Origin of the sequence: Pseudonocardia sp. WMMC193 (assembly GCF_021728735.1) — a bacterium.
Taxonomy (GTDB): domain Bacteria; phylum Actinomycetota; class Actinomycetes; order Mycobacteriales; family Pseudonocardiaceae; genus Pseudonocardia; species Pseudonocardia oroxyli.
Map to the genome: position 1 here is coordinate 1,902,491 of NZ_JAKKDO010000003.1, position 13,659 is coordinate 1,916,149.

General features: G+C 74.0%; 13 protein-coding genes. 6 read left to right on the forward strand and 7 right to left on the reverse strand.

Annotation, left to right across the window (positions count from 1 at the left end; genetic code table 11):
* Window positions 1–120 precede the first annotated feature (120 nt).
* A complete protein-coding gene (locus L3X23_RS10530) occupies window positions 121–567 on the reverse strand; it encodes an Lrp/AsnC family transcriptional regulator (protein WP_237192036.1) in 447 nt (148 codons plus the stop codon).
* Between the two features lie 19 nt (window positions 568–586).
* Between L3X23_RS10530 and L3X23_RS10535 the strand changes: the two genes are divergently transcribed.
* Complete coding sequence (locus L3X23_RS10535; protein ID WP_237192037.1) at window positions 587–1,825, forward strand: arginine deiminase; 1,239 nt, start codon at window positions 587–589, stop codon at window positions 1,823–1,825.
* An 87-nt stretch (window positions 1,826–1,912) separates the two neighbouring features.
* Window positions 1,913–2,800 (forward strand): S1 family peptidase, encoded by an 888-nt coding sequence (locus L3X23_RS10540; RefSeq protein WP_237192038.1) that lies wholly within the window; start codon window positions 1,913–1,915, stop codon window positions 2,798–2,800.
* 136 nt (window positions 2,801–2,936) lie between these two features.
* Here L3X23_RS10540 and L3X23_RS10545 read toward each other — a convergent pair whose 3' ends face one another.
* Both L3X23_RS10545 and L3X23_RS10550 read right to left on the reverse strand, forming a co-directional pair.
* Window positions 2,937–4,298 (reverse strand): replication-associated recombination protein A, encoded by a 1,362-nt coding sequence (locus tag L3X23_RS10545; protein ID WP_374204831.1) that lies wholly within the window; start codon window positions 4,296–4,298, stop codon window positions 2,937–2,939.
* 79 nt (window positions 4,299–4,377) lie between these two features.
* Complete coding sequence (locus L3X23_RS10550) at window positions 4,378–5,451, reverse strand: hypothetical protein (RefSeq protein ID WP_237192039.1); 1,074 nt, start codon at window positions 5,449–5,451, stop codon at window positions 4,378–4,380.
* 244 nt (window positions 5,452–5,695) lie between these two features.
* Between L3X23_RS10550 and L3X23_RS10555 the strand changes: the two genes are divergently transcribed.
* The 4 genes from L3X23_RS10555 (at window position 5,696) to L3X23_RS10570 (ending at window position 8,795) form a co-directional block, all read left to right on the forward strand.
* Complete coding sequence (locus L3X23_RS10555) at window positions 5,696–6,865, forward strand: PLP-dependent aminotransferase family protein (protein ID WP_237192040.1); 1,170 nt, start codon at window positions 5,696–5,698, stop codon at window positions 6,863–6,865.
* Window positions 6,866–6,875: 10 nt separating this feature from the next.
* A complete protein-coding gene (locus L3X23_RS10560) occupies window positions 6,876–7,361 on the forward strand; it encodes an Lrp/AsnC family transcriptional regulator (protein WP_218129726.1) in 486 nt (161 codons plus the stop codon).
* On the forward strand, window positions 7,358–8,512 hold the full coding sequence (locus L3X23_RS10565; protein ID WP_237192041.1) for an aminotransferase class I/II-fold pyridoxal phosphate-dependent enzyme: 1,155 nt from the start codon (window positions 7,358–7,360) through the stop codon (window positions 8,510–8,512). Before L3X23_RS10560 ends, L3X23_RS10565 begins: the two co-directional genes overlap by 4 nt.
* An 85-nt stretch (window positions 8,513–8,597) precedes the next feature.
* Window positions 8,598–8,795, forward strand: coding sequence for a hypothetical protein (locus tag L3X23_RS10570; protein ID WP_237192042.1), 198 nt, complete (start codon window positions 8,598–8,600; stop codon window positions 8,793–8,795).
* On the opposite strand, the gene L3X23_RS10575 is transcribed toward L3X23_RS10570, so the two are convergent.
* From L3X23_RS10575 to aspS, 4 genes are all read right to left on the reverse strand, one after another.
* The gene (locus L3X23_RS10575; RefSeq protein ID WP_237192043.1) at window positions 8,792–9,601 is read right to left on the reverse strand and encodes a GDSL-type esterase/lipase family protein; all 810 of its coding nucleotides are present in this window, start codon (window positions 9,599–9,601) and stop codon (window positions 8,792–8,794) included. The two genes, L3X23_RS10570 and L3X23_RS10575, sit on opposite strands and share 4 nt — an antisense overlap.
* Window positions 9,602–9,663: 62 nt before the next feature.
* Window positions 9,664–10,869 (reverse strand): hypothetical protein, encoded by a 1,206-nt coding sequence (locus tag L3X23_RS10580; RefSeq protein ID WP_237192044.1) that lies wholly within the window; start codon window positions 10,867–10,869, stop codon window positions 9,664–9,666.
* A 61-nt stretch (window positions 10,870–10,930) separates the two neighbouring features.
* On the reverse strand, window positions 10,931–11,872 hold the full coding sequence (locus L3X23_RS10585) for a DUF389 domain-containing protein (RefSeq protein ID WP_237192045.1): 942 nt from the start codon (window positions 11,870–11,872) through the stop codon (window positions 10,931–10,933).
* On the reverse strand, window positions 11,872–13,638 hold the full coding sequence (gene aspS, locus L3X23_RS10590) for an aspartate--tRNA ligase (protein WP_237192046.1): 1,767 nt from the start codon (window positions 13,636–13,638) through the stop codon (window positions 11,872–11,874). Before aspS ends, L3X23_RS10585 begins: the two co-directional genes overlap by 1 nt.
* Window positions 13,639–13,659 lie beyond the last annotated feature (21 nt).

Below are 13,659 nucleotides of genomic sequence, written 5' to 3' on the forward strand. Positions count from 1 at the left end.
CACGCGCGCCTCCCAGGTGGGGATGGCTGCAACGGTAAAGAAGGGCGGTGCGCGCACACAACGGACGGATGTTGCCCGTTCACGCACGATCGTTGCGTGTACAGGCGCTTCGACGCACGATCAGTGCGGCGGCGGCCGGCGGATCAACGGGGACAGCACCAGTACCGACTTGGTCCGCTCCACGAACCGCTCGGCGCCGATCTGTTCGAGGACCTCCTCGAAGTGCCGCATGTCCCGGGCCACGATCCGGACGAGGGCGTCGGCGTCCCCGGAGACCGTGCTGGCATCGACCACCTCGGCCAGCCCCTCGACTGCCCGCCGGATGGCGGCGGGGGACGTCGACGGTCGGCAGTGGAGCTCGACGTACCCCTCGACCGTCCACCCCAGCGCCGCCGGGTCCAGCCGCAGCGTGAACGCCGTGATCACCCCGTCGGCCCGCAGCCGGTCGACCCGCCGCTTGACCGCCGACGCCGACAGCCCGACCTGCGCGCCCAGGTCGGCGAAGCTGCGGCGGCTGTCCGCCAGCAGCATCGTCACAAGACGTTCATCGAGGTCGTCCCAGCGCACGCGCCCATCATCGACCACGATGACCCCCATGTACCGGGTGGACTCCGAGGTCGGCACGCTGCGTCAGGTCCTGCTGCACCGGCCGGGCCTCGAGCTCAAGCGGCTCACCCCCTCGAACAAGGACCAGCTGCTGTTCGACGACGTCCTGTGGGTGCGCCGCGCGCAGGAGGAGCACGACCGGTTCGCCGCGGTCCTGCGCGAGCGCGGGGTGACCGTGCACCTGTTCGACCGGCTGCTGCGCGAGACCCTCGCCCTGCCCGAGGCGAAGGCCTACGCCCTCGACCGGATCTTCGACGACCGCATCTACGGCCCGCTCGCCGTCGACGCGCTGCGGAACCTGTTCGACGCCATGGACACCGAGACCCTGACCGAACACATGATCGGCGGCATCACCAAGCGGGAGGTGCTCGACCGCATCCCCGAGCCGCGCTCGGTCGCCTTCCACGTGCTCGGGCCCGACGAGTTCGTCCTCGAGCCGCTGCCCAACCACCTCTACACACGGGACACCACCGCCTGGATCCACGGCGGCGTCGCGATCAACTCCATGCGCAAGCAGGCCCGGATGCGCGAGACCGTGCACTACGAGGCGATCTACCGCTGGCACCCGCTGTTCGCGCGCGAGTCGTTCGCGCTGTGGTCCGACGGCGCCGCGGGCGGCCCCGCCACCGTGGAGGGCGGGGACGTGCTCGTGCTCGGCGGGGGCGCGGTGCTGGTCGGGATGAGCGAGCGGACCCGGCCCGCGGGCGTCGAGCGGCTGGCCCGGTCGCTGTTCGCGGGTGGGGAGGTGACCCGGATCGTGGCCCTGCGGATGCCCGAGACGCGGGCGCTGATGCACCTCGACACCGTGCTGACCATGGTCGACCCGGAGACGTTCGTGAAGTACGCGGGGCTGGGGATGCTGCCCGGCTACACCGTGGCGCCCGGCGACCTGGACGATCCCGGCAAGGAGATGGTGGTGACCGACCACGCGCCCGAGGACATGCACCGGGCCATCGCCGCCGCGCTGGGGCTGCCGGACATCCGGGTGCTCACCACCGAGCAGGACGTGCACGCCGCCGAACGCGAGCAGTGGGACGACGGGTGCAACGTCCTGGCCGTCTCCCCCGGCGTGGTCGTGACCTACGAACGGAACGTCACCACCAACACCTACCTGCGCCGCGAGGGCGTCGAGGTGCTCGAGATCCCCGGCGGCGAGCTCGGACGGGGCCGGGGCGGCCCCCGCTGCATGAGCTGTCCGGTGCAGCGCGACGGTCTTTGAACACCGTCCGTGTAACTACTCTGAACGGGTGACGCCCGGCCGGGTGGCGCCCCGCTGCCGCGGCAACCCCGCCGTCGTTGGTGGGGCGTGGCGGTGGTCGAACAGCAGCTTCCCGGGGTGCGGTCGGTCCTGCGCGGTCTGCTCGTGCTGGCCGCCGTCGGCGTGCTGGCGAGCGCGGGTGTCGCGGCGGCCGCGCCGGACACCCCGAAGGCCGCCGCCCCGCTCGCCGCCCCCGCGGCCGTCATGGCACTGCTCGACGCCCGCACCGCCGCCACCATGCCGCCGGAGATCGCCGACTACGGCATCGACGGGGACGCGGTCGACATCCGGCTGACCGGACCGGCGGGCCCCGGGCTCGATGCCCTGCTGGCGGGCATCGACCCCGCGCTGGTGCGCGTGCACACCGACGCCGCGCCGCCCCGGCACCAGGCCCTCGAGGGCGGGCAACGGATCGTCGGCGACCGGACCCGCTGCACGCTGGGCTTCACCGCGGGCCGCGGCGCCCAGGACTGGATCATCACGGCCGGGCACTGCACCCGGGAGGCGGACCGCTGGGAGGACGCGGACGGCGAGCTCATCGGCACGGGCGCGACCACCGCGCCCGGCGCCGTGGACGTCGGCGGGATCCCGGTGACCAGCGCGATGCAGGCCCTCCCGGACGTCGCGGGCGTCCCGGTCCGCGGGACGACCGAGGCCCCGGTCGGGTCGGACGTCTGCCTCTACGGCAGCACCAGCGGCAAGTCCTGCGGGAAGATCACCGCGCGCGGGCGCACCGTCAACTTCGACGGCCAGCGGCAGACGAACATGGTCGTCGCCACGGTCTGCAGCGCCCAGGGCGACTCCGGCGGCCCCTACCTCACCCCCGACGGCCAGGCCCAGGGCGTCCACTCCGGCGGCGGCGGGCAGTGCACCGCCTACTTCACCCCGATCGGCCAGGCGCTGAGCGCGCTCGGCCTCACCCTGCGCACCACGTAACCCCTCGGCGACCGCCGACCCCAGCCGCTCCCCGGCGACGGGCGCGCGCTCCCGCTCCCCATCACGGGTCCGAGCGGGAGCGCCCCCCACACCCCACCCTGTGAGCGGCGATGGTCGCCCCGGCGACCATCTCCGCTCACGGGTTCTGGTCGCGCACCACGCGCCGCAGCTTGGGCAGCCGATCGTGGAGCACCCGTTCCGCGCCGTGGGTGGTGGGCGCGTAATAGTCCGTGCCGACCAGGTCGTCCGGCGGGTACTGCTGCCCGACGACGCCGCCGGGATCGGTGTGCGGGTAGCGGTAGCCCACCGCGTTCCCCAGCTTCTCCGCGCCCGCGTAGTGCCCGTCCCGGAGGTGGGCGGGCACCGAGCCGACGGCGCCCTTGCGCACGTCCGCCATCGCCGCGTCGATCGCCGTGATCACCGCGTTGGACTTCGGCGCCGTGGCGAGGTGGATCGTGGCCTGGGCCAGCGCGATCCGGGCCTCCGGCATCCCGACGAGCTGCACGACCTGCGCCGCCGCCGTGGCGGCCTGCAGCGCCGTCGGGTCGGCCAGCCCGATGTCCTCGCTGGCGTGCACCATCAGTCGCCGCGCGATGAACCGGGCGTCCTCCCCCGCGACGATCATGCGGGCGAGGTAGTGCAGCGCCGCGTCGGGGTCCGAGCCGCGGATGGACTTGATGAAGGCGCTGATGACGTCGTAGTGCTGGTCGCCCGCGCGGTCGTAGCGCACGGCGACCTCCGTGACCGCCCGCTCCACCGCCGCCAGGTCCACGATCCCGGTCCCGTCGGCGAGCACGCCGTCCGCGGCCGCCTCCAGCGCGGTGAGCGACCGACGGGCGTCTCCCGCCGCCAGCCGGACCAGCGCCGCCTCGCCGTCCGGCGACAGCGTGACGGCCCCGTTCAGCCCCCGCTCGTCCGCGACCGCGCGGCGCAGCACCTCCCGCACCTCGTCCTCGGTGAGCGACTGCAGCTGCAGCACCAGCGACCGGGACAGCAGCGGGGACACCACCGAGAACGACGGGTTCTCCGTGGTCGCCGCCACGAGCAGCACGACCCGGTCCTCGACGGCGCCGAGCAGCGCGTCCTGCTGGGTCTTGGAGAAGCGGTGCACCTCGTCGATGAACAGGACGGTGGAGCCGCCGTCGTAGTCCCGGCGGCGCCGCGCGTCCTCGATCACCGCGCGGAGCTCCTTGACGCCTGCGGACAGCGCCGAGAGGGCAACGAAGCGGCGTTGCCGGTCGCCCCCGGCCCGGGCCATCAGCCGGGCGAGCGTGGTCTTGCCGGTCCCGGGCGGGCCGTAGAGCAGCACCGACGCCGCCGACCCGCCCTCCAGCAACCGCCGCAGGGGCGCGCCGGGCTTGAGCAACTGCTGTTGGCCGACCACCTCGTCGAGCGTGCGGGGCCGCATGCGCGCGGCGAGCGGCGAGCCCGCCGCCCGCACCTCCGGGTCGGGGGTGGGGGCGGCGGGCTCGCCGAGGTCGAACAGGCCGTCCGTCACGACGACCAGGGTGCCATCCCCAGTACCCCGTACGAAAAGCTCGGCACCGAACTCGGCACCGACCTCCTCGCACGGGGAACTAGCGCTGGATCTCCTGAACCAGGGTCGGGGTGCCGACCTGGGGGTTCTCCTTGTTGCGCAGGCTCGCGTAGGTCACGACGGCGACGCCGGCGGAGGCGAGGGAGACCGGCAGGGTCAAGATGTTGGTGAGGATCCCCTGCACCGCCGAGCCCTGCTCGGTGAAGCTGCCGATGATCAGGCCGATGACCAGCGAGTACACCCAGGCGGCGATCGCGAACGTGATCAGTCTGCCCAGCGTGGGCCAGAACTGCGGGTTGACCAGCTCGAACGTGCGACCGATGCCCGCCCGCTCGTACATGATCACACCGGTCAGCGAGGCGGCGAACACCACGCCCAGGTAGATGCCGGGGATGACCAGCAGGATGAGGCCGATCACGACCAGGATCCCGGCGACGATGCCCCAGCCGAGCAGCGGCAGCGCGCGGCTGGCGGCGAAGGACAGCGCCTCACCGGCGCTCACCGGCTGTTCGGCGGCCTGCCGGGTGACGACGTAGACCGACGCGCCCTGGGCGAGCAACGACGCCGCGACCACGATGATGAGGGACAGCCCGACGCCGACGAACGCGAGCGCGGCACCGCCGCCGCTGCCCGCCGCCGCGGCGGCGATCGCCCACGCCACCAGCGCGCCGATGATCAGGGCCGGCAGCGCGGTCGCCAGCTGGATGATCAGCAGGGGCTGCCAGCTGCGGCCGAGCACCGCGATGACCTTGGTCCACCAGTCGCCGAAGTCCGCCGCCACCAGCGGGTCCGGCAGCGCGGGAGCGCCCCCGGGCCCCGGGTATGCGGGCGGCGGGTACCCACCCTGCGGATAGCCGCCCTGCTGCGGATAGCCGCCCTGGTAGCCCGCGGGCGGCGGGTAGCCGCCCTGCTGGGGGTACCCACCCTGCTGGGGATAGCCGCCCTGCTGCGGATAACCGCCCTGCTGGGGATAGCCGCCCTGCTGCGGATAACCGCCCTGCTGGGGGTAACCGCCCTGCTGGGGGTGACCGCCCTGCTGCGGGTAGCCGGGGTCGTTCGGGCCGGGCTGCTGCGGACGGGCCTGGTCGCCGTCGTCACCGGGCGGGTAGCTCATGCCCGGCAACCTAGAGGGTCCGTGCAGGTGGGGCCATCACCCGAATGCTGTCGTGATCGGTTCGCAACCTCGACGCCGTCCCAGATGATGGAAACTCGGTTCCGGATCGCAGGACGACTGTTGCACCATGGAGCGGAACCCCACCCGGTTCGGCACCCCCACGCCGCGGACGACCCCCGCGGGACCCGGCCACCACGCTCCGACCCCGGAGTCCGGCTCCCCACCGTCTGCCTCGGGAACGCTCATGTCGCTCACGCTGTCCACCCGTCTGTCGGCCGTCCGCGGCTCGGCCATCCGGGACCTGCTCACCCTCACCGCTCGCCCCGACGTGCTCAGCCTGGCCGGTGGGCTGCCCGCCGCCGACGCCCTGCCGCGCGCACGGATCGCCGAGGCCGCCGCGCGGGCGCTCGCCGACCCGGCCGCCGCCCAGTACTGCGAGACGACCGGGATCGCGGTGCTGCGCGAGGTCGTCGCCGCCCACGAGACCGCCCGGATCGGGCGGCCGGTCGGAGGCGGGGACGTCGTCGTCACCAGCGGGTCGCAGCAGGCCCTCGACCTGGTGGCCCGCGCGCTGCTCGACCCCGGCGACCCGGTCGTCGTCGAGGACCCCGTCTACGTCGGCGCCCTGCAGGTCCTGCAGGCCGCCGGGGCGGCGGTCCACGCCGTCCCCGTCGACGACGACGGCCTGCGCGTCGACCTGCTCGCCGAGCGGCTGGCGGGCGGGCTGCGGCCGCGGCTGGTCCACACGGTCGCCAGCTTCCACAACCCGCGCGGGGTCACCCTGAGCCAGGAGCGCCGCCGCGCGCTGGCCGGGCTCGCGGAGCGCTACGGCTTCCTCGTCCTCGAGGACGACCCCTACGGGCTGCTGGCCTTCGACGGCGCGCCGCCGACCCCCGTCGCCGCCCACGGCGACCGGGTCGTGCGCCTGGGCAGCGCCAGCAAGGTCCTCGCGCCGGCCCTGCGGGTCGGCTGGCTCACCGGGCCCGCGCCGCTGACCGCGGCCGTCGAGCGGCTCAAGCAGTCCACCGACCTCTGCGGCTCCTCCCTGACCCAGGCGATCACGGCCGAGCTGCTGGCCGACGAGCCGTGGTTCGCCGCCCACCTCGACGGGCTCCGCGCCGCCAACCGGGAGCGGGCCGCCGCCCTCACCGCGGCGATCGACGCCGAGCTGGGCGGGGTCCGCCGCTCCACCCCCACCGGCGGGATGTTCGTCTGGCTGGACTTCGACGGCCCCGACGCGCCCGACACGACCGCGCTGCTCCCCCGGGCCGTCGAGAACGGCGTCGGCTTCGTGCCCGGCTCCGCGTTCTCGGTCGACGCGGGTTTCGCCCACAGCGCCCGGGTCTGTTTCGCCACCTACCCGCCGGACGAGCTGCGGGAGGCGGTCCGGCGGCTCGCGCGCAGCCTGTCGTAGGGTCGCCGACGTGCGCGAGATCCTCGAGCTTCTGGAGAAGGATTCGACGCTGGGTCACGACACCCTGGCGACGATGACCGGTCGGTCCGTCGCCGAGGTCACGGCCCAGGTCGAGGAGTGGGAGAGGGCGGGCGTCATCCGCCGGTACAAGGCCGTCGTCGACTGGGAGAAGGTCGACGGCGACTCCGGTGAGGTGACCGCGTTCATCGACGTGGCGGTGACCCCCGCCCGCGGCGTGGGGTTCGACGACGTGGCCGAGCGGATCGCCCGCTTCGACGAGGTCCTGAGCTGCTACCTCGTCTCCGGCGGGCACGACCTGCGGTGCACGGTCGTCGGGCCGAACATCCGGGCGGTCAGCGACTTCGTCAGCCGCAAGCTGTCCACGATCGACCGCGTGCAGGCCACCGCCACGCACTTCGTGCTCAAGACCCACAAGCGGGACGGGGACTCGTTCTCCGACCCCGAGCCGGACCACCGGCTGCCGGTGACCCCGTGAAGCCGCTCAACGACACGATCCGGGCCACCCCGCCGTCGGGCATCCGGCGGTTCTTCGACATCGCCGCGGAGCTGGAGGACGTCATCTCCCTGGGCGTCGGCGAGCCGGACTTCGTCACGCCCTGGCGGATCCGCGAGGCGGGCATCTACGCCCTGGAGCACGGCTACACGACCTACACCTCGAACGCCGGGCTGCCCGAGCTGCGGCAGCTGATCTGCGCCGACCTGCAGAAGCGGTACTCGGCGAGCTACGCCTGGGACTCCGAGTGCCTCATCACCACCGGGGTGTCGGAGGGGCTCGACCTCGCGCTGCGGGTGGTCCTCAACCCCGGGGACGAGGTGATCGTCCCGGAGCCCTGCTACGTGGCCTACGAGCCGTGCGTGGCGTTCGCGGGCGGCACCCCCGTCCGGGTGCCGACGCGCGCGGAGGACGGGTTCGCCGTGGACCCGGCGGTGGTCGCGGCGGCAGTGACCCCGCGGACCAAGGCGATCCTGATCGGCTCCCCCGCCAACCCGACGGGCGCGGTGCAGCCGCGCAGCGCGCTGGAGGGCCTGGTCCGGGTGGCGCAGCAGCACGACCTCTACCTGCTCTCCGACGAGATCTACGACCGCCTCACCTACGACGGCGTGCACACCAGCCTCGGCGCCGTGCCCGGGGCGCGGGAGCGGACCGTCGTGCTGGGCGGGTTCTCCAAGGCCCAGGCGATGACCGGCTGGCGGGTCGGCTGGATCTGCGCGCCGCAGGCCATCGCCGAGCTGTGCGTCCGGGTGCACCAGTACACGATGCTCTGCGCCCCGCACGTCTCCCAGCTGGCCGCGGTGGAGGCGCTGAAGGAGGCGGACGGGGACGTCGAGGAGATGGTCGCGGACTACGACCGGCGCCGCCGGGTGTTCGTGAAGGGCCTGCGCGAGATCGGGTTGGACTGCCCGGAGCCGGGCGGCGCGTTCTACGCCTTCCCGTCCATCCGGTCGTCGGGCCTGGACTCGGAGACCTTCGCCGAGCGGCTGCTCAAGGCGGAGTCGGTGGCCGTGGTGCCCGGGAACGTGTTCGGGCCCAGCGGCGAGGGGCACGTCCGCTGCTCCTACGCCACGGCGCTGCCGCTGCTGGAGGAGGCCCTCGTCCGGATGGGCCGGTTCCTGCGTTCGCTGTAACAGGCTCACAGTCTTCCCCGGAAAGCAACATCGAGGGGTGTGGCGTTCACAGAACGGCAATGCGACTCGGCCATCCTCGGCAGGCATGGACGAGAACCCGCCCAGCCGCTGCGCCGTCTGTCACGGTCCACGCACCGCCCGTGACGTCCGCGGGCTCGCGTGGAGCAGCCACCACACCGTCGCCGGGATCAGCTGGGTGTGCGGACCCTGCACCCGCGCCTCCCTCTTCGAGATCGAGACGGGACTGCCCCTGGCGCCCGCCCCGCTGCAGAAGTCCGCTTAGCGGGCGCGGTCTCCGTCGAGGAGGCCGCGCAGGATCACCGGGCCGAGGTCCCGGCCGCGGCGCACCAGCCACGGCGTGCCCTTGACGACGATCCACGCCCCGCGGTGCAGCGCCGTGACCTCGCGCCCGCCCGCGCACTCCAGCCTCACCTCACCGGGCACCGCGAACCCGGCCGCCCGGTAGAGCTCGGCGGTGCCCCGGGCCAGCAGCCGGTGCCCCTGCTCCGAGGGGTGCAGCCGGTCCACGCTCCACGCCGTCCGCTCGTAGCCGCCCGGGAGTCGGTGCAGGTCGAGCACCCCGGTCGCCCCCGGCTCCCCCGTCCCCTGCACGGCCCCGTCGATCGCCGTGTTCAAGGCCGCGACCCGCGCGCGCAGCGCGGCCCGCAGCCGGTGCGGCAGCCGGAAGACCTGTGTGTGGTCGTGGTAGCGCAGCACCACGGGATGGCTGCCGACCCCGTGCAGCGCCCGCAGGACCGCCGCGAGATCGCGCTGGATGCCCGCCGGGTCGAAGTCCGAGCGCAGGGTGTCGTTCATCCCCGCGCAGACCACCGCCGCCTCCGGACGGGCGGCGACGGCGGCGGGCAGCTGGAGGTTCCGCACGTCGGCCATGCGGGCGCCGGTGCGGCCGGTGTTGAGCAGGTCGGCCCCGACGGCGTCCCGCAGCAGCGTGGGGAAGCCCCGCCAGCCGCCGCCGGGCAGCGGATCCCCCACCCCGACGACCGTGGAGTCGCCCAGCGCGGCCAGGGTCCGGATGGGGCGGGGGGCGAGGGTGCCGGAACGGGCAGGTGCGAGGGTCTGCACGGTCACGAGGGCATGATCGATCCTCGCCCGACCCGTCCGATGTGCGCGTGGTGACGGTCGGCGGACGGTCAGGCGAACTCGCGGAACGCCGGGTACACCGCCAGGGTGTGCCCGCCCTCGGGGTCGAACCGGGCCCCCAGCGCGGCGGCGATCGCCTGCGCCAGCTCGGCCGTCGCCGTGCGCCCGGCTCCGCGGGCGTCCTGCTCGAGGCGGCGCCAGTACTCGGCGAGCGCCACGCTGGTCCGCGGGGAGCGGCCGGGATCGGGACCCAACGCGGTGTCGGTGGCGTCCGGCCCGGTGATCCGGGGCAGCAGCCACCACGTGCACAGCCAGACCCACAGCACCTGGGCGTCGAGCAGGCGGGCGCCGAGCAGGGCCGGGTCGTCCAGGTCGGGCCACACCGTCGCGATCTCGTTGCGCCAGGCCTCGAGCATGGCGTCGGCCATCCCGTCCGGCAGGGCGAAGCTGGACTCGCAGCCGGGGAACGGGACCCGGAAGTAGGCCGCGTCCAGCGCGACGTCCCGGAAGCAGCCCCACTCGAAGTCCACGAAGCGGACGCCGCGGCTGGTCACCAGGTTGTTGTCCGGACAGGTGTCCGACGGGCTGAAGGCCCGGAACCGGGTCCCGCCCAGCAGCCGGGCGGTCTCGCGGGCCTCCGCCTCGGCCGCCGCGGACACGGTGACCCCGAGCGCCTGCCGCAGCAGCTCGGGCACCCCGGCGAACGCCGCCCGGGCCTCGTCCGCGATCGGGTCGCGGCGGGCCCGCTCCCCCAGCCTGCGCAACAGCGCGCCGAAGTCGTTCTCCCGGCCCGCGGTGGCGGCCTGCATGCGCCCCAGCGCGCGGGCCCAGCTCAGCAGGCAGCGCTGGGCGGCGACCGGGTCGGTGCCGAACAGGGTGTCCGCGAGCGTGGAGCTGCGGCCGAGGTCCTCCAGCACCAGCAGCCGGGCCTGGGGATCGTGGGCGATGAGCACCGGGCTGGGCCGGGAGTCGACCGGCAGGGCGGTGAACAGCTGGCAGCTCGCGACCTCGAAGTGGAACGGGTCGGGCCGGTCGGGCCCGGGATCGCCGAGGTAGTGCTTCACCACGAGGGTGCGCGGCAGCGAGAACGGGTTGCGCGCCACCCGGGCGCGCGCCACCACCGACCGTTCGCTGCCGCCGAGGTCCTCGGGGTCGGCGAGCACCACGCTCGCGCCGGCGCGGCGGGTCAACAAGCGCTCGGCGGCGGCGAGGGCGGTGAGCACGGGCCTGGGGAAGTCGGCCAGGTCACGTGACATCGGGTCGACCCTACCCCCTGTGGCCTGCCGCGCCGGGTGGCGCACGGGCACCGGCGCGCCCTCAGCCCGCCGAGAGCTCCCGGCCGCGGTCGCGGCGGGCGCTCGTCCACCGGGCGACGAGCAGCGTCCCGGCCGCCGCGACCACGATCCCCACGAGGTTGACCAGCAGCTGCAAGGCCGACAGCCCGGCCTCGGACCACCGGCCCTCCACGGCCGCGACGGAGGCGAACGCCGCCGCCGGGACCGTCGTGACCGAGATGAACACCCCGACGAGGCTCCCGGACTTCGCCGAGGTCAGCGCCAGGGTCCCGGCCACCCCCGCGAGCAGCGCGACGATCAGCGAGAACGGGCCGACCTGGTAGATGAAGGCGACGTCGTCGAGGCCGTCGAGATCGGCGCTGACCAGCAGGCCGGTGGCGTCGAAGAGCACCGTGGCCGCCGCGGTGATGGCCATCCCCAGCGGGAAGCCCACCGCGAGCGCGGTGCCGCCGCGGCGGACGAGGTCGCGCCTGCGCAGCACCAGCCCGGCGGCCACGGCGGCCAGCGGGCCGAACTCCGGTCCCAGGACCATCGCCCCCACGACCAGCACCGACGAGTCGGTGATCGCCCCGATCGCAGCCAGCAGGCACGCGATGGTCAGGAAGGCCTGGAAGGAGAACGACAGCCGCGACTCCTCCCCCGTGCGCGCGATCAGCTCGTCCCACAGCACCGCGTCGGAGCCCTCGCCGGGCGCCGCCTCCTCGGCCCGGTCCGCCGAGTCCGACAGCACGGTGTCCAGCGACTCGAGGGTGAGGGCGCCGTGGTGGTCCAGGTCGAGGGTGCGCAGGTCGCTGAGCAGCGCGTCGGCGCACTCGCGGGCCACGTCCGCCTCGACGACGTCCCCCGCGGGCCGCACGGCCGCGCCGCGGTGCAGGACCAGGTGCGCGACCCCGGCCTCGGCCTCCAGCAGCCGGAGGACCTGCGGTGTCGTCTGCGCGGGGCTGACGACCCGCAGGTGCAGCATTACGGCGTCGGGGGCTGGGCGTCGACCCCTGCCTCCTTGCGCTGCTCCGGCGTGATCGGCGCCGGGGCGGCGGTGAGCGGGTCGAAGCCGCCGCCGGTCTTCGGGAACGCGATGACCTCGCGGATCGAGTCCTGCCCGGCCAGCAGCGCGGTGATCCGGTCCCAGCCGAACGCGATCCCGCCGTGCGGGGGCGGGCCGTAGGCGAACGCGTCGAGCAGGAAGCCGAACTTCTCCTGCGCCTCCTCGTCCGACAGGCCCATGATCTCGAAGACCCGCTTCTGCAGGTCGGCCCGGTGGATACGGATCGACCCGCCGCCGATCTCGTTGCCGTTGCAGACGATGTCGTAGGCGTAGGCCAGCGCGTGGCCCGGGTCGGACTCCAGCTTGTCGATCCACTCGGGCGTCGGCGAGGTGAAGGCGTGGTGCAGGGCCGTCCAGGCGCCCTTGCCCACCGCGACGTCCGTGGTGTCGGCCGTGCTCTCGAACATCGGGAAGTCGACGACCCAGACGAAGGACCAGGCGCTCTCGTCGATCTGGCCGGTGCGCCGGGCGATCTCCTGGCGGGCCGCACCCAGCAGGGCGCGGGCCTCGTTCGGCCGGCCGGCGGCGAAGAAGATGCAGTCGCCCGGGTTGGCCCCGACCGCCGCGGGCAGCCCGGCGCGCTCCTCCTCGGAAAGGTTCTTGACCACCGGGCCCTTTTCGGACGCGGTGCCGTCCTCGTCGACCAGCACGTAGGCCAGGCCGCGGGCGCCGCGCTGCTTGGCCCACTCCTGCCAGGCGTCCAGCTGCTTGCGGGGCTGGGCCGCCCCGCCCGGCATGACGACGGCGCCGACGTACGGGTTCTGGAACACCCGGAACCCGGTCTCGGCGAAGTACTCGGTGAGCTCGGTCAGCTCGAGGTCGAAGCGCAGGTCCGGCTTGTCGCTGCCGTAGCGGGACATGGCCTCGGCGTAGGAGATGCGCCGGATGGGCCCGGTGATCTCGTGTCCGACGAGCCGCCACAGGCTCGCGAGGACCTCCTCGGCCAGGGCGATCACGTCGTCCTGGGAGACGAAGCTCATCTCGATGTCGAGCTGGGTGAACTCCGGCTGCCGGTCGGCGCGGAAGTCCTCGTCCCGGTAGCAGCGCGCGATCTGGTAGTAGCGCTCCATCCCGCCGACCATCAGCAGCTGCTTGAACAGCTGCGGGGACTGCGGCAGCGCGTACCAGGAGCCGGGCTTGAGGCGGGCGGGGACCAGGAAGTCCCGGGCGCCCTCGGGGGTGGAGCGGGTGAGCGTCGGCGTCTCGATCTCGACGAAGTCGTGCTTCTCCAGCACGCTGCGCGCGGCCTGGTTGACCTTGCTGCGCAGCCGGATCGCGGCGGCGGGCTCGGCGCGGCGCAGGTCCAGGTAGCGGTACTTGAGCCGGACCTCCTCGCCGACCGTCTGCTCGTCGATCTGGAAGGGCAGCGGCGCGGACTCCGAGAGCACGGTGAACTCGGTGACGGTCACCTCGATCGCCCCGGTGGGCAGGTCGGGGTTCTCGTTGCCCGCCGGGCGCGGCACGACCTCGCCGGTCACCTGCAGGCAGAACTCGGAGCGCAGCCGGTGCGCCCGCTCAGCCATCTCGCCCTCGCGGAACACGATCTGGGCGGAGCCGGACGCGTCCCGCAGGTCGACGAAGATCACGCCGCCGTGGTCGCGGCGACGGGCCACCCATCCGGCGAGGGTCACGGTCTGGCCGGCGTGCTCGGCACGCAGCGTGCCGACGGGGTGGGTTCGCATCACGGTCGGCAAGGCTATCCGCCG

Coding starts and splice junctions, on each gene's coding strand:
- L3X23_RS10570 (WP_237192042.1), top strand. CDS start 8,598: ATGGACGAGAACCCGCCCAGCCGCTGCGCCGTCTGTCACGGTCCACGC.
- L3X23_RS10555 (WP_237192040.1), top strand. CDS start 5,696: ATGTCGCTCACGCTGTCCACCCGTCTGTCGGCCGTCCGCGGCTCGGCC.
- L3X23_RS10585 (WP_237192045.1), bottom strand. CDS start 11,872: ATGCTGCACCTGCGGGTCGTCAGCCCCGCGCAGACGACACCGCAGGTC.
- L3X23_RS10580 (WP_237192044.1), bottom strand. CDS start 10,869: ATGTCACGTGACCTGGCCGACTTCCCCAGGCCCGTGCTCACCGCCCTC.
- L3X23_RS10535 (WP_237192037.1), top strand. CDS start 587: ATGACCCCCATGTACCGGGTGGACTCCGAGGTCGGCACGCTGCGTCAG.
- L3X23_RS10550 (WP_237192039.1), bottom strand. CDS start 5,451: ATGAGCTACCCGCCCGGTGACGACGGCGACCAGGCCCGTCCGCAGCAG.